We start from the raw sequence: 17,379 nt of genomic DNA, 5'->3' as shown, positions 1-17,379 counted from the left end.
TTCTAGCCAATCTCGATGAGGTAGTTGCCGGATGGATCGACGCTGACGACATCGTCGCGGCCGGCGAAGAGGGTGGTGGTCGCTTCCTGGATGACGAGCGGTCCGTCCATCCTGTGGCCGGGGCGCAACTGCGCCCCGTCATAGACCGGCACATCGAGCCACCCAGCGGTGCGATCGACATAGACGCGCCGCGACCCCGCCGCTCTCGCTGGGCCATCGGCGGCGGGGGGGCGAGGGGCAGCCAGCCGTATCGCCGGGATTGTGGCGATCAGGCGCAGGCCGACGATGCGTATCGGCGTGATCGGCTTGATGTGGCCGTAGGTGCGCTGGTGCTCGGCCTCGAAACGCGATCTGATGTCACTTGCCGCGTCGACGCCGCGCGAAAACGGCACGCGCAGGGCCCGGAGTTGGCCCTTGTAGGTCAAGTCGAGTTCGGCTTCGTAGGTCACGGCGTCGGCTTCGTAGCCCTCGCCAGCGATTTCGTCGGCCGCGTCCTTGCCCATTTCCGCCAGTGCGGCGTCGAGGCCCGCGACACCCGTATCGCCGAGTTCGACATCGGTGACCTGCATGAAGTCCAGGCGCAGATCGCTGTCGAGCATGCCGAGCGCGCAGAACACGCCGGCGTGGCGGGGAACGTAGACGCGTGTGCAACCCAGCATCCGGCCGACCGCTGCACCATGCATAGGGCCCGCCCCGCCGGCTGCCACCAGGGTGTAGCGGGCCGGGTCGACGCCGCGTTTGACGCTGATTTCCTCGACCGCATGCAGGAGGTTCTGTTCCAGGAGGCGGATCATTCCGGCCGCGGCTTCTTCCTCGGAGACGCCCAGGGGGCGGGCCACTTTCTCGGCCACGGCCGCACGGGCGCGCTCCTCATCGATTTCGATGGCGCCGTCGCCGATCGGCCCCGGCCGCATCCGCCCCAGGATCACCAGGGCGTCGGTGGTGGTCGGGTCTTTCCCGCCACGTCCGTAGGCGGCTGGACCCGGATCGGCGCCGGCCCCCTGCGGTCCGCAGATGAGCAGCCCGGCATCATCGACGCGGGCGATCGTCCCGCCACCGGCGCCGACGGTATGAATTTCGACCGCCGGCTGGGCAACGTGAAAGCCGCCGATCTCGTACAGATCGACGAGTTGCGCCCGCCCGCCGCTCATCATGGTGACGTCACAGCTGGTGCCGCCGATCTCCATGGTTATGAGGTCGTCGGTGCCGCACATCTTGCCGAAGTAGCGCATGGCTCCAACGCCCGCGGCCGGGCCGGAAAGGCAGATCCCGACAGGAGCGCGCGCCACGCGGTCCACCGAGACAGCGCCGCCGTTGCTCTGCACGATCAGGATGTCCTGCGACAAGCCGAGTGCGCGCAGCCTCTCCTCGAGCGCCTTCAGATAGCTGACGACGCGCGCACGGATGTGCGCGTCGATGACGGTCGTGGAGCCGCGCTCGTATTCGCCCATGATCGGCGCCAGCGCCGAAGATAGGGAAACCGGCAACTCGCAGCCGAGACTACGGATCGCGCGTTCAGCCGCCTGCTCGTGACGGGGATCCACATAGGCGTTCATGAAGCAGACTGCGATCGCTTCGACGCCGTAACCGTCGAACGTCGCCAGCGCCGCCTCGATGTCGGCCTCTTCCAGCGCCTCGATCTCCTGTCCTTCCACGTCGAGACGTCCGCGCACCCCGAGCCGGAGATGGCGTGGAACGAGCGGCTCGGCAAAAGGCGTGCGGTGGTCCCAGGGATTGGTCCTAAGCCCCCGCCGGATCGCGATCGAATCGCGAAAGCCGGCGGTGGTCAGCATGCCGACCCGCGCACCCTTGCGCTCCAGCACGGTGTTGGTGGCGATGGTCGATCCGTGCACAAAGGCGTCGCAGCGTGCCAGAAGCTCGGGAACGCCGAGACCGAGCCCGATGGCAGCTGCTTTGACCGCCTCGATCACGCCCGCGCTCGGGTCGGCGGGTGACGATGGCACCTTGAAGACCTCCGAGCGACCATCCTGCATGACCGCGACAAGGTCGGTGAACGTGCCGCCGACATCGACGCCGATGCGCAGTCGCGAGGGCCGTGTCTCTTCGGTCTTTCGTGGCGATTCCATGGTGCTCTGCATTGTGAACGATTGCGGGGAGGGCGTATTAGGCGCCGGTCATTCGTCCCGGATGATGCCTTGTCGCTTCAGCCAGTCCTTGTGCCTGAGCTGGTTCGGATCGGCGGTCCGGGCGAGGAAGTAGGGGATCAGCGGACGGTACCAGTCGAAAATGCGGCGCAATTCCGCTACGGGTTCCGGAGAATGGTCGACGCGCAGATCGCAGCGCGCGAAGGTCTCTGGGCCGAAGCTCAGGATGGAGGCCGACAATTGCCCTTCCTCCTGCCCACCCGCGTCACGGCCGGCCTCGATGGCGCGAACCAGCCGCTCTTCGAGGATTTCATCCTCGCTGTCCCTGAAAGCGGTCTCGATCGCTTCGACGACCTTGGCGCTTGCGAGGAGATTGCCCATCGCCACATAGCCAGGTCCGATGCGATGGCCTGCCCACTCCATGTTGTTCGAGCCGGTGAACGCGGCAGCGCGACCGTCGGCATCGACGATCCCGATCTGGCGGTGTTCGGGCCAATCGTCGGCCTGGCCGATGAGATCGATCGCCGCGCGCGGCGAGTTGCGCGCTTCGATGAGACGCAGCGTTGCAGCTCCCAGTCGCGGTTCCGCGATCGCCTGGAACCCCACCGCGCCATCGCGCGAGACGAAGGCGCAGCGATTGCCGACCGCGGGCGAACTCGTCGCCATGCAGACGCCAAGGTGACCGGTCCGCGCGCAACGGCCGACGATCGTGAATGTCATGGAATGGTCCTTTCTGCTGTGCAGGCGTGAGGCTCACACCTGAGGGGCCATGACCACGACGTCGTCGCCGGAAAAACCGACCGGAACGAGGTCGCCGGCCGAAGCGGCCAGCCGGCCTCTGTGGTCGATGGAAAGCGGCAGGCCGCCGCAATCGACGATCACGCGCGTCACCGCGCCCAGGAACGAAATCTGCCTGATGGTACCCCTCGTCTGGTTCGAAAGGCCTTCGGCGCCTTCGCCCAGGGCCAGGTTCTCCGGCCGGATGGCGACCACCACGGGGTCGCCGTCGCGGGCTTCGAGGCCGACTGCGGGTCTCGCAACGATTTCCCCCAGAGCGGAGCTGGTGACGATCCTTCCGTCGCGGCGCGAAGCGATCACGGCTTCGACGAGGTTCGTCTCGCCGATGAAGTCGGCGACGTACGGCGTGGCAGGCGAACCGTATATCTGTTCCGGAGTGCCCGACTGCACGATCCTGCCCCGATCCATCACGACGATCTCGTCCGACAGGTTCATCGCCTCTTCCTGGTCGTGGGTGACGTAGATGAAGGTGATTCCGACTTCCCTTTGGAGGTTCTTCAACTCGATCTGCATCCGCTTGCGCATCTTGAGATCGAGGGCACCGAGCGGTTCGTCCAGCAGGAGAACCCGGGGCCGCGTCACCAGGGCGCGCGCCAGCGCGACGCGCTGCTGCTGTCCGCCGCTCAACTGGTTGGGATACTTGTCTTCCTGACCGGCGAGGCCGAGCATCTCGATGATCTCCGCGCAGCTGCGGCGGATCGCCTCGTTCGGCATTCGCGCCATGCGCAGTCCGAACGCGATGTTTTCGGAAACCTTCATGTGCGGAAAGAGCGCATAGCTCTGGAAAACCATCCGAGTGTGGTGGCGGGAGGAGGAGCCTGTGACCGGTTCGCCCCCAACCTGGATGTCGCCTGCGTCTGGATGCTCGAAACCGCCGATCATCCGCAGAGTGGTGGTCTTTCCGCAACCGCTAGGACCGAGCAGGGTCACGAAACGGCCATGCCTGATGTCGAGATCGATGGCATCGACCGCCACGAAGTCGGCGAAGCGCTTGGTCACTCCGCGGAGTCTGACGTCGATATCGGTCATGAAGGCTTTCCCGTTCCGCTGTATCGATATCGGCGCCGCGTGGCCAAAGACCGCGCGGCGCCGGCAGGCTGCCGATCAGGCGGCCTTGACCTCGTTCCAGATCTCGTTCCACCGCGCTTTGTCCGGCGGCACCTGCTTGAACACGAGACGGCTGATCGTGCTCGTGTCGATGCCCAGATCCTTGACCATTTCGGGCTCGAGCTTGTCGACGGCCGCCTTCGAGGCCGGCGCGTAGCGTGTCGTGCGAGCCATCATTTCTCCGAACTCCGCAGAAAGCGTGTGGTTTGCATACTGCTCGACGAGCGCGAGGTTCTGGGTGCCCTTGACCGGGGTGACCGCCTCGTTCCAGCCGACCGCACCTTCCTTTGGCCAGACCCAGCCGGCGTCGATGCCGGCTTCGCGAAGGGGCGCGATGACGGCCAGGAAGGTCCAGGCCACCACCACCTCTCCGGACGCCAGCATGTTGCGCACGTCGGCGAAATCGCGCCAGTAGGAGCGCACGAGCGGCTTCTGCGAGATGAGGAGCTTCTTGACCTCCTGAAGCTCTGCCTCGCCCATCTGGAACGGCTTCTCGATGCCGAGGCGCATAGCGCCGACCGCCAGCGAGTCTTCAGGCTCGTCGCGCATGGCGATCTTGCCCGCGTATTTCGGATCGAACAGCGGATCCATCGAGGTGACGTCGCCGGTCTCCTTGCGGTTGAAGGCGATGGCATTGGCTCCCCAGACGAAGGGAACGCCGTAGAGCTTGCCTTCGTAGCTCCAGTCCTCGGTGCCCTGGAACTCCGGGAACACCAGACTTGCGTTCGGCAGGTTGGCTGGATCCATCGGCTCGATGAGCCCGGCCTTGGCGGCAAGGTGCACGTAGTTCTGCACCGGCACGATCATGTCGTAGAGACGCGTGCCGCCGCCGCGCAGCTTGGCCATCATCTCGTCGGAACTCGAATAGAAGGTCGTCTTCAGATCGAGGCCGGCGTTCTCCTTGGCGTCGGCGACGAACTGCTTGTCGCCCCAGGCCGACCAGGTGAAGTAGTTCAGCGTCTTGTCCTGCGCGAAGGACGGCCGCAGTCCGCCGGCGAGTGCGACGCCGCCGAGCCCCGGCGGCCCCATCGCTTTGAGCAGGCCGCGTCGGCTTATGTTGGATGGTGCGAGGATGTTGAATGTTGGTCTATGCGTCATAGTCACATGCTCCCTCTGGTTTGAGCTCTCTTCGCTCAGACGCCGCCTGCTTTTTGCGAACGGCGAATCATGAATTCTGCGGTAACGGCCGCGAGGCCGCTGACGATGATGGTGAAGGTTGCGACAGCGTTGATCTCCGGCGTGATCCCGAAGCGGAGCATCGACCAGATCATCATCGGCAGCGTGTTGTCCGTGCCGGTGGTGAAGAACGTCACGACCACCTCGTCGAACGAGAGGGTGAACGAAAGCAGCGCGCCTCCCAGGATCGCGGGTCGCAATAGGGGCAGCACGATGCGCCAAAACACGGTGAAGGTTCCCGCTCCGAGGTCGCGCGCTGCCTCCTCCAGCGCCGGATTGAACCCGACCAGGCGTGCCGAAACGATCAGGACGACATAGGGGAGCGAGAACACCACGTGGCCCAGGACGACGGTCGCCAGCGACAGATTTGCCTGGAACAGATTGAAGAAGGTCAGGAGCGCGATGCCGAGAATGAGGCGCGGCACCATGATCGGCATGATCGCCGCCGAATTCAGCACCGTTCGCATCCCGCTGGCGTAGCGATGGATGCCGTATGCCGCGGTTACCCCGAGCGTCGTGGAGATGACAACCGTGAATCCGGAGACGATGAGACTGTTGGCCAGCGACGTCCGCAGGTCCTCGTTTGCCAGCATCTGCTGGTACCAGCGCAGGGTGAAGCCGGCGAACGGCAGCGTGCTGATTTCGGAAGCGTTGAAGGAAAACACCACCACGACGACCAGCGGCGCGAACAGGAAGGCGAGCACCAGCCAGAACCAGGCGGCGAAGAGATAGCCGGCGACATCGGCAGGCCTGGAGCCGGACGCGTTCATCGCACGCCCCTCGGTCGTCCGTAGCGTAACGCGACGGCGGCAAACGCCAGGATGGCCGCCATGACAGCCAGCGCCAGCGCCGAGCCGAACGGATAGTCGTATGTGACGCCGAACTGCTGCGCGATGATGCTTCCGATGAGGATGCTCCGGGTGCCGCCGAGCAGCTCGGGGGTGACGAAGGAACCCATCGAGGGGATGAACACGAAGATGCATCCGGTTGCCACGCCCGGCAGGCTGAGGGGCAGCGTCACGTAGAGGAACGTTCGAAGCCGGCCGCCGCCGAGATCGCGCGCCGCCTCGAACAGCGAACCGTCGAGCTTTTCCATGACCGCGTAGAGCGGCAGGATCAGGAAGGGCATATAGATGTGAACCAGCGCCACGGTCACCGCAAAGTCGCTGTAGAGGAGCCAACTGACCGGCTCATCCACGATGCCCACCGCGAGCAGTGCCTTGTTGATGACGCCGTTGGTCCCGAGCAGCAGCATCCAGGCGTAGGTTCGCACGAGATAGCTCGTCCACAGCGGCAGGATGATGAGCATGAGCATCGTCAGCCGGAAGCGCTTGACGCGACGGGCGAGATAGTAGGCGACCGGATATCCGATCAGCAGGGAAAGTGCGGTGACGTAGATCGAGATCTTCACCGTCCGCCAGAAGACGGTGACGTAGAGGTTCTGCGTCAGGCGCTGATAGTTGCGGAAGGTGAAGTCGGCGACGATCTCGTAGTCGATCACCTGCCAGAAGCTGTACAGCACCATCGTGGCCATCGGCAGCACGAAGAAGGCGAACAGCCACGCGTTCGGCAGCGCGAGGAAGCTCAAGGCGGATAGGAGCGGCCTCCGGTCCATCGCGCCTCAGCGCTCCACGAAGGTCTGCAGGTCGAGCGACTTGCTGTTGCGCGTGAAGAGGCGGGAGCCTTGCTGCGTCACGACCATGGTGTCCTCGCAAAGGAACCCCATGACGCCCTGGACGTAATAGCCGACCTCGATGTTGAGGACCATTCCGACCTCGAGCCCCTCCTTGATCTCGGGCATCAGGAAAGCGGACTTGGTCGGGTCGGACGCGGTGACGATCGGCGGATCGTAGACGCTGATCCCGATGCCGTGGCCGCAGTGGAAGCGGTCGAAATTGTCCAGGCCCAGGCGGCGGGCCGGCGCCATTGCCACGTTGAAGAGATCGGCCGCGGTGGCGCCGGGCTTTACCGCCGAAACCGCGTCGTCGACGCCCTGGGCCAGAGCCTCCCAGACGCGGCGCTGTTCGTCCGTGGGCTGGCCGAGGATGATCGCGCGCGCATGGTCGGAGTGGTAGTATCTCCAAGTGCAGCCCACGTCGTAGCGGACAATGTCGCCAGTCTCGATCGCGCGGTCGGAGCGAAGCGAATGCGGGTACGAGGAGCGGCTGCCCGACCCGACGACGCAGAAGGTCGGCCTGGCGCCCGCGTCCGCGAGTTCGCGATGGTAGGCGTCGATGATCTGGCCTTCGGTCACGCCTGGTCGAATGGTGGAATAGGCGGCGCGGATCGCATCCTCCGAGACACGCGTCGATCGCTCGATACGCTCGATCTCCTCGGTTGTCTTAACCATGCGGATTTCCCACAGAAGGTTCGCCGCGTAGGAAATCTTCAGGTTCGGCAGGCGTTTGCGGAGTTCTTCGAGCGCCTGTATCGAAACACCGCTCTCGTCAATTCCAACGCGTCCGGCCTGCAGTCCCCGCGCCTCGATGGCAGCGACGAGGCCGTCCACGGCTGTGCCGACGGACGGCGCCCGGGCGACCAGCGCGGCCCCCTTGCGGCCGATCTCGTCCATCAGCGCGGGATCCGACGCGCGGCCACGCAGGAACGGGCTGAACACGTAGACGTCCTCGACCCAGAGATCGCCTTCCACCAGCGAGTCGATTTCGAGCCCCGGCGCGATCAGCGAGGCGTCGGGGCTGTGGCCGGGCGAGAACAGCGCGTATTGCTGGAAACCCTTGTTGATCCAGTGCGTCGTGCATTCGAAGCCCGTCATGTAGAGGACGTTCTCCGCCGACGACGCGACGACCGCGTCGAGGCCTTGCGCCTCGATCAGGGCTTCAGCCCGCTTTCTGTTGAAGAGCATCCGAGGCCCCCCCTTCCACCGGTTGTGGCGTGTACCCCAGCGCGGCCGAAAGGCCTGCCGCTGCTTGTGCCGTGGGTATCGCGAGTTGGTTCATCCGCTCGTTCGAGAGACGCATGCCCGGACCGGAGATGACGAGGCTACCGGCCACGATGCCGTTCGCGGCGAAGATCGGAGCACCGATCGACCGGGCGCCGGGTGTGATCTCGCTGTCGCTGAAGCCGAAGCCGCGTTCCCTGATGCTGGCAAGGTCGGCGCGCAACGCCTCTGGATCCGTGATGGTGGCATCGGTGTAGCGCTGGAGCGGGGTGTGCGACAGCAGCCGGTCGATCACGGCCGGAGCCTGGAAGGCGAGCATGACCTTGCCCGCGCAGCCCGCGTGCAGCGGGAAGGACTGGCCGGGAGAGATGGTCAGCCGCATCGCGTGCTGGCTTTCCACCACGTCCACGCAGAGACCGTGATCGCCCTGCACGACCTGGATCGACACCGTCTCTCCCGACAGCCGCGCAAGGTCCACCATGAAGGGGCGCGCGAAGCGGTGGAGCAGCCCGTTGCGCTCAACCTGGTTGCCGAGCTGAGCCATGATCGGTCCGAGCCTGTAGAGCCCGCTGCGTGCGTCGCAGATCAGAAGCCCGGACGTCGTCAGGGTCGAGACGAGGCGGTGGGTAACACTCTTATGCAGGGACAGTTCGCGCGCGAGGCCGGAAATCGACCATTCCTCGGCCTTGAGGAAGGCCGTGAGCACTTCCGCGGCACGGGAGACGGATTTTAGGTCGTTGTAGGCCCGGTCCAATCGTTAGCCTCCGATCGTCTCGATATGAGAGACGGCGTCTCGATAATTAAGCTTAGAGATTGTTCGTCCGATCTGTCAACCGTGACTCTTGCGAGATGCAGGGGGGCGCGACCAGTATTCGCGAATGCGGTTTTGCGGCGGGCGGCGACGACAGGAGATATTGGTCCCGCCGAAACAGATCTTGTTCGACCTGGAACGAGCGTAGATATGGAGCGTGCTCTTTTATTCTCGGAGGCCGAGCGGGCGCCGAGCGCAGCTTGCCATGGATTTGCTGCTTACCACCGCGCAGCGGTGTCCCGAACTGTTTGCACTGGCTGGCAGCGCACAAGCGGTGAGAAGCCGTCCGACGGGCTATGGCCCATAGACGGAATGGCTTGCAGGCCATTGAAAACATTCGGTGGAAGAAGCTGCCTGGTACGCCCAAGGGGAATCGAACCCCTGTTTCCGCCGTGAAAGGGCGGCGTCCTAGACCGCTAGACGATGGGCGCTTGGCAGAACGTGCGGCCTTATAGTCAGCTTCCCGCGAGGGGGCAACCCGCTACGTCGCGTCGCAACGAGAATTTTACTTGCGGCGCCGGCAGCGCCAGTTCCAGTCGCGCTCCGGACCGACGTCTATGTGGACCGAGTTGGTGTGGCAGTAGGTTCCGACCCCGCCGCGGCCGGGCATGGAGCGCACGAACTTGGCCAGTTCCCACTTGCTCACGCCGGGTACCTGAACGTCCGCGGCGGCGCAGTACATGTGGAGCGAGTTCTTCGCGCCGCGTGCACGCCGGTTGCGCTCCGGGCTGCGGTAGCCCGAGGTGACGATCATGCGCTTGCCGAAACGCTGCTCGACCGTCTTGAGCACACGCACCAGCGAAGGCTTGAGGCAGGCGACGTCCACGCCCTCCGTCTGCTTGATCAGGCCGTTGGGCGCGAGTCGTGCCAGGCCGGCGGCCGATGCGATCTGGACGGGGCCATCCTCCTCGTGCAGGTCGATGTCCGAGATGTCGTCCATGCCGGATTTGCGGGTGATCTCGAAGAGCGAGTCCTGCCGGACACCGGGCAGCGCATCTCCGGAGAACACCGGTCGGGCGGCCTCTGCCGTGCCGCCGGTGGAGGCCAGCGCAATGATGGGTTTTTCCGCGGCGGGTTTCGTTTCCGCTTTCGGCGCCTGTTTCAACTCGACGATGGGGCTGGCCGATTTCGCTGCCTGGGACTCGCTCGAGAAGAGCGAGGTGAAGAAGCCGCGCTTCTTCTGCGGCTGCGCGGGCGCCGGGCCGGGGCCGTTTTCGATGAAGGCGGTGGGCTTGATTTCGGGCGCGGGGGCTTGCGGCTCGGCAGCGCCTGATGCCGGCGCGGCGGCCAGGGCAAGCTCGACCGGCTTCTTGCCGGCCGGCGTCGCCGAAGCCTTACCGGCCGCAGCCTCGCCGGGCTTGACCTCGGGGACGGACGCGACCTGATCGGGCAGGGCAGGCGCTTCCGCATCCCCGTTCCCCTGGGCGACTGCGGTGGTGTCCGCCGCATCGCCTTCCGCCACGGCGTCAGCCGCTGCATCGGCGGAGAGCTGCGCCTCGGCCTGGGTCAGGACGCCTGCGAGCGAGGGTGCTCCGCCAGCATATCCCGGCGCGGCGACATCAAGGCTAGGGCCGGAGGTGACTGTGCAAGCAGCCAGGAAAGCGGCGCCCAGCGCGCAGGAGGCTGATCGAAGCTTCGCGCCCGCGAGAAGCGTTGCGACTGATCTCAAGCGTGACCCCCTTGGCGCTTCCATCGGAAACGTCCTGCACCCCGGACATCCGGGAAGAATGAATTCAGCCGGACCTTCGAATCGAGATCCTTGCCGCAGCGAACCGGCCTCCGTCAATCAAGGAAACGTTAACGAGGAGTTGCCGAAATCGACGCAAGATACATACAGGCGAAACGTGCGCGATGGCACCTCCGCATGGATCACAGACAGTTACACCGCATTACAGATCAGACGCGAACCGCCACGTAGGTGCCGGGCGCCTCGCCCAGAACTTGTAACCCGCGCGCGCCCGTCTTGCGCGCGGCGACGCGCTTGTCGTCCTGCCGGGCGACCCATTCCTGCCAGTGCGGCCACCACGAGCCCGGATTTTCCTTCGCCGCCGTCACCCAGGCATCGAAATCGCCGACCGGCTTGCCGCCGGTCCAGTACTGGTACTTCTTCATCGCCGGCGGGTTCACCACGCCGGCGATGTGGCCGGATCCCGCCATGACGTATTCGACTTCGCCGCCGAAGAAGGAGCAGCCGGTGAAGACCGAGCGGGCAGGGGCGATGTGATCCTCCCGAGCCGCGAGATTGTATACGGGAATCGTGATGTCGCTCAGTGCCACCTTCTTGCCGGCCAGCATCATCGTTCCCTGCGACAGCGCGTTGTTCATGTAGCAGTTGCGCAGGTAGAAGGAATGATTCGCCGCCGCCATGCGGGTCGAATCGGCGTTCCAGTAGAGCAGGTCGAACGGCATCGGTTCCTTGCCGCGCACATAGTTGCTGACCACGTACGGCCAGATGAGGTCGCCCGCGCGCAGCATGTTGAAGGCCGTCGCCATCCGCGTGCCGTCGAGGTAGCCTTTCTCCTTCATCGCTTTTTCCAGCGCCGCGACCTGCTCCTCGTCGACGAAGACCTTGAGGTCGCCGGCATGGGTGAAATCCACCTGGGTGGTGAAGAAGGTCGCCGAACGGATCCGGTCGTCGCCCTCCTTAGCCATCAGCGCGAGTGCCGCCGCCAGAAGCGTGCCGCCGACGCAATAGCCGATGGCGTTGACGTTCCGCTCGCCGGTCGCCTTCTCGATCGTCTCGAGTGCGAACTTCAAGCCCTCGTCGATATAGGCCTCCCAGTCCTTGAAACCGTGGCGTTCGTCCGGGTTGACCCAGGAGATGACGAAGACAGTGTGCCCTTGTTCGACCGCCCAGGCGATGAAGGATTTCTGCGGGTTGAGGTCGAGGATGTAGTACTTGTTGATCCATGGCGGGCAAATCAGCAGGGGCCGCTTCAGCACCTTCTTGGTCGACGGCTCGTATTGGATGATTTCGGCGAGCTCGCTGCGGGCGATCACCTTGCCCGGCGTGGTGGCGATGTTCTTGCCGACCGCGAACTTGGTGTAGTCGGCCTGACGCAGCTTCAGTTCGCCCTTTCCGGCCGCGATGTCCTCGGCCAGCATTTGCATGCCCTTCACGAGGTTCTCGCCGTGGCTGGAAACCGTCTCGCGGAAGAGTTCCGGGTTGGTGAGGATGAAGTTCGAGGGAGATATCGCCTGCGAGACCTGCCTGACGTAGAAATTCGCCTTGTGGCGGGTGTGCTCGTCGAGGCCTTCCGCGTTCTGCACGAGGTCGTTGGCCCAGCGCGTGGTCACGATGTAGACCTGCTTCAGGAAATCGAAGAAGGCATGCGTGCTCCACTCCGGGTCCTGGAAGCGCTTGTCACCTTTTTCCGGCTCGGCCGGGGAGGGGACGTCCTCGCCACTCAACTTTCTCACCGCGTTGGCCCAGATGGTCATGTAGCTCGAAAACAGCTTCGTCTGGGCCTCCAGAGCGCGGGAGGGGTCGGACAGCCAGTACTCGCTGACCTTGGAAAAGGTCTTGACCATGTCGGCCATCGGCTCGGCCATGCTGTCACGCACCTCGCCGCGTTCGCGCGGCGTCACCCAGGCGGAGGCGGCCTTGCCGGCGTTCTCGATCATGCGCGCCAGATTACGTGCGAAAAGTTCGGGATCCTTGATGATGTATTGTTCGGCGGAAGATGCTTGCCGGGACGAATCCTTGTTGTCCTCAGGGCGGGTCATTTCGGTTGCATCTCCTCCGGGCAGGCGCTTTCTTGACACAATATCATGTGACGACCATACGGGTCCAACTCCCTGGGGGCCGCCGGTCTCCGGCTTCCCTAACGTGTGGTCGGGAAGACAATATGTCCCTTAGGCGTCCTCGATATCGTTTTTGCCTGCCCGGCGCCGGTCGAATCGTCGCATCCGGCGCGTTTCTTGCTTTTTCGCTTCTGCTTCCGGGCTGCGCGAGCGTCTCCATCGAGGAAGCCGTACCGTCGGCGGCGCTGGCATCCAGCGAACCCGTTGCGTCTGGATCCGCCGCGCCCCTTCCCGCACCCGCCACGCCCTCATCGCAGCCCGCCGCATCGACGGAACCCTCAGCCGCCAGTCCGGTAGCGGCTCAGGCTCCGGCCGTGCCACCGGCCCGGACGGCGACCGGCGTCGTCGGCATGGGACCCTCGGCTCCGGCGAACACTGGCCAGTATCCCAACCTCAACATTCCCCGCCGCAGCGCCGCCGAACAGCTCGGCAGCAGCGAGGCAAAGCGGGCGGAACGCGACCTGAAGTCGGCGGCACGCGACCAGGGCAAGGATCTCGACCGCTCCACGGTGGGGAAGAAGGACATGGACGAGCTTCGAAAGCTCGGAGCCACCCACGGCGCCGACGCCCTGAAGGAGATCGAGGGCGAGTGACGCTATCGACCCTCCCGGCGAATGGGTGTATATCGCCGCGAATTTCCGCCCCCTGATCCCGCCGGAACCATCATGGAAGAATTCCACAAGACCCGCAGGCTGCCGCCCTACGTCTTCGAGCAGGTGAACCGGCTCAAGGCCACCGCCCGATCGCAAGGCGCCGACATCATCGATCTCGGCATGGGCAATCCCGATCTTCCAACGCCGAAATCCATCGTGGACAAGCTGTGCGACGTCGTGCGCGACCCGCGCACCCACCGCTATTCGTCCTCGCGCGGCATCCCCGGACTGCGGCGGGCGCAGGCGAACTACTATGCGCGGCGATTCGGCGTGAAGCTCGATCCCGAGCGGCAGGTAGTGGCGACGCTCGGTTCAAAGGAAGGCTTCGCCAACATGGCGCAGGCGATCACCGCGCCCGGCGACGTGGTGCTGTGCCCCAACCCGACCTACCCGATCCACGCCTTCGGGTTCATCATGTCGGGCGGCGTGATCCGCTCGATCCAGGCCCAGCCGGACGACAGCTTCATCCCGGCGCTGGAGCGGGCTGTGAAGCATTCGATCCCCAAGCCGCTCGCGCTGATCCTGAACTATCCGTCCAACCCGACCGCGCATGTCGCCACGCTCGATTTCTACAAGGACGTCGTGGCCTATGCGCGCCGCAACGACATCATCATCCTGTCCGATCTCGCCTATGCCGAGATTTTCTTCGACGGCAATCCGCCGCCCTCAGTGCTGCAGGTGCCCGGCGCGATGGACGTCGCGGTGGAGTTCACCTCCATGTCGAAGACGTTCTCCATGCCCGGCTGGCGCATGGGCTTCGCCGTCGGCAACGAGCGCCTGATTTCGGCACTGACGAGGGTAAAGTCCTATCTCGATTACGGCGCCTTCACGCCCATCCAAGTTGCGGCAACGGCTGCCCTGAACGGCGACGGAACCGAGATCGAGGACGTGCGCGAGGTCTATCGCAAGCGTCGCGACGTGATGGTCGACACCTTCGGGCGTGCTGGCTGGGAGATTCCGGCACCGGCGGCGACGATGTTCGCCTGGGCGCCCATTCCACACCCGTTCAAGTCCATCGGCTCGCTGGAGTTTTCCAAGCTCCTGGTCGAGAAGGCGGACGTGGCGGTGGCGCCCGGTATCGGCTTCGGCGAGCATGGCGACGATTTCGTACGCCTCGCGCTGGTCGAGAACGAGCACCGCATTCGCCAGGCGGCGCGGAATATCAAGCGTTTCCTGTCCACCGCGAGCCAGACGCTCGACAACGTCATTCCGCTCAGCGCGCATCGCTGAGCCATCGAAATTTCCATCAGCGTTCAGGAGGGGTCCGGAACCATGGGCGAAGCATTGCGTGTGGGGATCGCCGGCTTGGGGACGGTCGGCGCGTCGGTCGTGCGGATACTGGCGGAGAAATCCGCCGAACTCACCCGCCAGTGCGGCCGCGCCGTCACTGTGACGGCCGTTTCGGCCCGCAACCGCGCCCGGGACCGCGGCATAACGCTTGACGGCATCGCATGGTTCGACGACCCGGTGGAGCTTGCCCGCAAGGGCGACATCGACGTCTTCGTCGAACTGATCGGCGGTGAGGAGGGGGCGGCCAAGGCGAGCGTGAAGGCGGCGCTGGAAGCCGGCCGTCACGTCGTTACCGCCAACAAGGCGTTGCTTGCAGCCAGCGGACTTGCGCTTGCCGAAATCGCCGAGAAGAAGGGCGTGCTCCTGAACTACGAGGCGGCGGTGGCCGGCGGGATCCCGGTGATCAAGACGATGCGCGAGGCGCTGGCGGGCAATGCGATCACCCGCGTGTTCGGCATCCTCAACGGCACCTGCAACTATATCCTGACGCGCATGGAGCAGGAAGGCATATCCTTCGCCGACTGCCTGGCCGACGCCCAGCGGCTGGGCTACGCCGAAGCCGACCCGACCTTCGACATCGAGGGCCACGACACCGCCCACAAGCTGTCGATCCTGACGAGCCTGGCCTTCGGCACAAAGATCTCTCCCTCGGCGATCTACATGGAAGGGATTTCCAACATCACGCAAGCCGACATCCGCGCCGCCGGGGAACTCGGCTACCGGATCAAGCTTCTCGGCGTGGCGCAGCGGACCGACAGCGGCATCGAGCAGCGCGTGCATCCCACGATGGTTCCGACCGCCTCGGTGATCGCGCAGGTCCATGGCGTCACCAACGCGGTCGCGATCGAGACCGACATTTTGGGCGAACTCCTGCTTTCGGGACCCGGCGCGGGCGGCAACGCAACGGCATCGGCCGTGATCGGCGACATCGCCGACATCGCCAAGAGCCGACCTGGTTTCCAGCACGGTCCCGTCTTCGGCCGTCCGGCGAAGGAACTCGCGCCCTACCGCAAGGCGCGCATGCGCGCCCATGCCGGCGGCTACTTCATCCGCCTGACTGTGCACGACCGGACCGGCGTGTTCGCGGCGATCGCCAAGCGCATGGCCGACAACGACATCTCGCTGGAATCGATCGTGCAGCACGCCAGTGGCGAGGATTCCTCCGATCGCAAGACGGTCATCCTGGTTACGCACGAAACGACCGAAGCGGCCGTCCGAAAGGCGGTCGAGGGCATGGAGAAGGACAAGCACCTGCTCGACAAGCCGCAGGTGATCCGCATCGAACGGGCGGCCTGAGGCCTCAGAGCAATCCGGCTTCGCGGACCTCGCGCAGCTTCGAGCGGCTGACCGGCAGTTCGGCTCCGCCGGCGAGTTGCAACACGATCCGATCGCCCTGGCGCCCAGAGCCGGTGACAGCCTCCCTTGCCACCCAGTGCGAGCGGTGGATCTGCACGCCGTCGATCCCAGCGGTTTCGGCGATGGCGTCCGAAAGCCGCATCAGCACGAGATGCGAGCCCTTGTCGGTGACGACCTCGACATAGTGATCCTGCATGGAGAGGTATCGGAGCCTGCCGCGCAATGCCGGTGGCATCCTGTCGAGCAGCGGCGGCCTTTCCGGAACCACGGCGGGCGCCGTTGCCGAATTTGCCGCGAGACCGCTCGCCATCTTTTCCGAGAACACCGACACGATCGCCGAGACAATGGCGGCCAACATCGTGACGTAGGCGAGCAGCGGCAGGAAGCCGATCCCGTCCTCGGGGAAGATCCAGAGATTGAACACCCAGACCAGCGTCGTCACCGGCAAACCGGCCAGTGCGCCGAACAAGAAGTCGCGGGTGGCGCTTCTCGTGCCCGGCAAAAGCGCGTTCAGCAACGCCACCGATCCGAAGCCGGTGAACCAGGTGACCACCGCCACGAAAGCCCAGTAGGCGAGGCGGCCCGGCAGCGCGAGCCCGTCATAGGTGCCGAAGGGGCCGGCCAGACCCAACACGAGCGCGGCGGCGGCGAGGGCTGCCCACAGCAGTGGCGAGCGGACCGCCGCCTGCAATTCGCGCTTCGTGGATTGCAGAACCGTTCCTCTCACGTATCTCGTCCGTCCGCTCGCGAATGCCTCGTTGAGAAACAGGACGCGGGGGCACAGGTCAAGCGTAGCCGGCCTATGGGCCGCTTCCCTTAAGACCGACAAGGACGATTCACGATGACCCTGTCTCCGCTGCTAGAAGCGAATTTCGCCATCCAGATCCATTCCCTGTTCGCAATCGTCTGCTTCTTCCTCGGCGGGGTGGTGCTGTTTCGCGGGAAGGGCGACAGGGCGCATCGCATTGCCGGTCGCGTCTGGGTAGCCCTTATGCTGGTCGTCGCCGTCAGTTCGCTGTTCATCCACGTCATCCGCCTCATCGGTATCTGGAGCCCGATCCATCTCTTGTCGATCGCGACGATCTGGTTCCTGGTCAAGGGCGTGTGGCTCGCCCGGCAAGGGCGCATCGCGGAGCACCGGACGGCCATGCAGACCACTTATCTCGGCGCGCTGGTCCTGGCCGGCGGCTTCACTTTCTTGCCGGGGCGCATCATGCACGAAGTCTTCTTCGAAGGTCCCCAGCCCTGGGTCGGCATTGTCGTGTCGGCGGTGCTGGTCGCTGGGCTCCTGTTTCTCCTTTTCAGGCTGGCGAAGGAATCGGGGTTCGCGCGGCGGCGGACGGTCACGCGCTGAAACGCCGCTCCCGTTCGGACGGCTGT

The 17,379-nt window shown here is 65.0% G+C and carries 15 protein-coding genes and 1 tRNA gene; 4 read left to right on the top strand and 12 right to left on the bottom strand.

Going from position 1 to position 17,379, the window contains the following annotated elements; genetic code table 11:
* Window positions 1–2: 2 nt before the first annotated feature.
* The 11 genes from BSQ44_RS14660 to BSQ44_RS14610 form a co-directional block, all read right to left on the bottom strand.
* The gene (locus tag BSQ44_RS14660; RefSeq protein WP_072608076.1) at window positions 3–2,087 is read right to left on the bottom strand and encodes a hydantoinase/oxoprolinase family protein; all 2,085 of its coding nucleotides are present in this window, start codon (window positions 2,085–2,087) and stop codon (window positions 3–5) included.
* Between the two features lie 48 nt (window positions 2,088–2,135).
* Window positions 2,136–2,825 carry a DUF1028 domain-containing protein gene (locus BSQ44_RS14655; protein ID WP_072605445.1) on the bottom strand — a complete coding sequence of 230 codons (690 nt, stop codon included), beginning with the start codon at window positions 2,823–2,825 and terminating at the stop codon, window positions 2,136–2,138.
* A 33-nt stretch (window positions 2,826–2,858) separates the two neighbouring features.
* On the bottom strand, window positions 2,859–3,932 hold the full coding sequence (locus tag BSQ44_RS14650) for an ABC transporter ATP-binding protein (protein WP_072605443.1): 1,074 nt from the start codon (window positions 3,930–3,932) through the stop codon (window positions 2,859–2,861).
* A gap of 75 nt (window positions 3,933–4,007) precedes the next feature.
* Window positions 4,008–5,108 (bottom strand): ABC transporter substrate-binding protein, encoded by a 1,101-nt coding sequence (locus BSQ44_RS14645; RefSeq protein ID WP_083534756.1) that lies wholly within the window; start codon window positions 5,106–5,108, stop codon window positions 4,008–4,010.
* A gap of 35 nt (window positions 5,109–5,143) precedes the next feature.
* Complete coding sequence (locus tag BSQ44_RS14640; protein ID WP_072605439.1) at window positions 5,144–5,956, bottom strand: ABC transporter permease; 813 nt, start codon at window positions 5,954–5,956, stop codon at window positions 5,144–5,146.
* The gene (locus BSQ44_RS14635) at window positions 5,953–6,801 is read right to left on the bottom strand and encodes an ABC transporter permease (protein ID WP_072605437.1); all 849 of its coding nucleotides are present in this window, start codon (window positions 6,799–6,801) and stop codon (window positions 5,953–5,955) included. The genes BSQ44_RS14640 and BSQ44_RS14635 overlap by 4 nt, the downstream gene beginning before the upstream one ends.
* Window positions 6,802–6,807: 6 nt before the next feature.
* Window positions 6,808–8,049 (bottom strand): M24 family metallopeptidase, encoded by a 1,242-nt coding sequence (locus BSQ44_RS14630; protein WP_072605435.1) that lies wholly within the window; start codon window positions 8,047–8,049, stop codon window positions 6,808–6,810.
* Window positions 8,024–8,839 (bottom strand): IclR family transcriptional regulator, encoded by an 816-nt coding sequence (locus tag BSQ44_RS14625; protein WP_072605433.1) that lies wholly within the window; start codon window positions 8,837–8,839, stop codon window positions 8,024–8,026. The genes BSQ44_RS14630 and BSQ44_RS14625 overlap by 26 nt, the downstream gene beginning before the upstream one ends.
* 412 nt (window positions 8,840–9,251) lie before the next feature.
* Window positions 9,252–9,327: transfer RNA gene (locus BSQ44_RS14620), tRNA-Glu, on the bottom strand.
* Between the two features lie 74 nt (window positions 9,328–9,401).
* Window positions 9,402–10,565, bottom strand: a complete 1,164-nt coding sequence (locus BSQ44_RS14615) for a YcbK family protein (protein WP_235633241.1) — start codon at window positions 10,563–10,565, stop codon at window positions 9,402–9,404.
* A gap of 227 nt (window positions 10,566–10,792) precedes the next feature.
* A complete protein-coding gene (locus tag BSQ44_RS14610) occupies window positions 10,793–12,622 on the bottom strand; it encodes a PHA/PHB synthase family protein (protein WP_072605428.1) in 1,830 nt (609 codons plus the stop codon).
* 392 nt (window positions 12,623–13,014) lie between these two features.
* Here BSQ44_RS14610 and BSQ44_RS14605 point away from each other — a divergent pair, with 392 nt between their 5' ends.
* The 3 genes from BSQ44_RS14605 (at window position 13,015) to BSQ44_RS14595 (ending at window position 15,939) form a co-directional block, all read left to right on the top strand.
* Window positions 13,015–13,293 carry a hypothetical protein gene (locus BSQ44_RS14605; RefSeq protein ID WP_162276743.1) on the top strand — a complete coding sequence of 93 codons (279 nt, stop codon included), beginning with the start codon at window positions 13,015–13,017 and terminating at the stop codon, window positions 13,291–13,293.
* 69 nt (window positions 13,294–13,362) lie between these two features.
* Window positions 13,363–14,583, top strand: a complete 1,221-nt coding sequence (locus BSQ44_RS14600; protein WP_179948750.1) for an LL-diaminopimelate aminotransferase — start codon at window positions 13,363–13,365, stop codon at window positions 14,581–14,583.
* Between the two features lie 42 nt (window positions 14,584–14,625).
* Window positions 14,626–15,939: a homoserine dehydrogenase gene (locus tag BSQ44_RS14595; RefSeq protein WP_072605421.1), complete on the top strand. Its 1,314-nt coding sequence runs from the start codon at window positions 14,626–14,628 to the stop codon at window positions 15,937–15,939.
* A gap of 4 nt (window positions 15,940–15,943) precedes the next feature.
* On the opposite strand, the gene BSQ44_RS14590 is transcribed toward BSQ44_RS14595, so the two are convergent.
* Window positions 15,944–16,726, bottom strand: a complete 783-nt coding sequence (locus BSQ44_RS14590; RefSeq protein WP_157894600.1) for a LytTR family DNA-binding domain-containing protein — start codon at window positions 16,724–16,726, stop codon at window positions 15,944–15,946.
* A 114-nt stretch (window positions 16,727–16,840) separates the two neighbouring features.
* Between BSQ44_RS14590 and BSQ44_RS14585 the strand changes: the two genes are divergently transcribed.
* The gene (locus BSQ44_RS14585) at window positions 16,841–17,353 is read left to right on the top strand and encodes a DUF2306 domain-containing protein (RefSeq protein WP_072605417.1); all 513 of its coding nucleotides are present in this window, start codon (window positions 16,841–16,843) and stop codon (window positions 17,351–17,353) included.
* Window positions 17,354–17,379: the final 26 nt, after the last annotated feature.

It is taken from the genome of Aquibium oceanicum, assembly GCF_001889605.1.
GTDB classification, from domain to species: Bacteria; Pseudomonadota; Alphaproteobacteria; order Rhizobiales; family Rhizobiaceae; genus Aquibium; species Aquibium oceanicum.
Note: the sequence above shows the minus strand (reverse complement) of the source record. Positions and strands in the feature narration are given on the sequence as shown.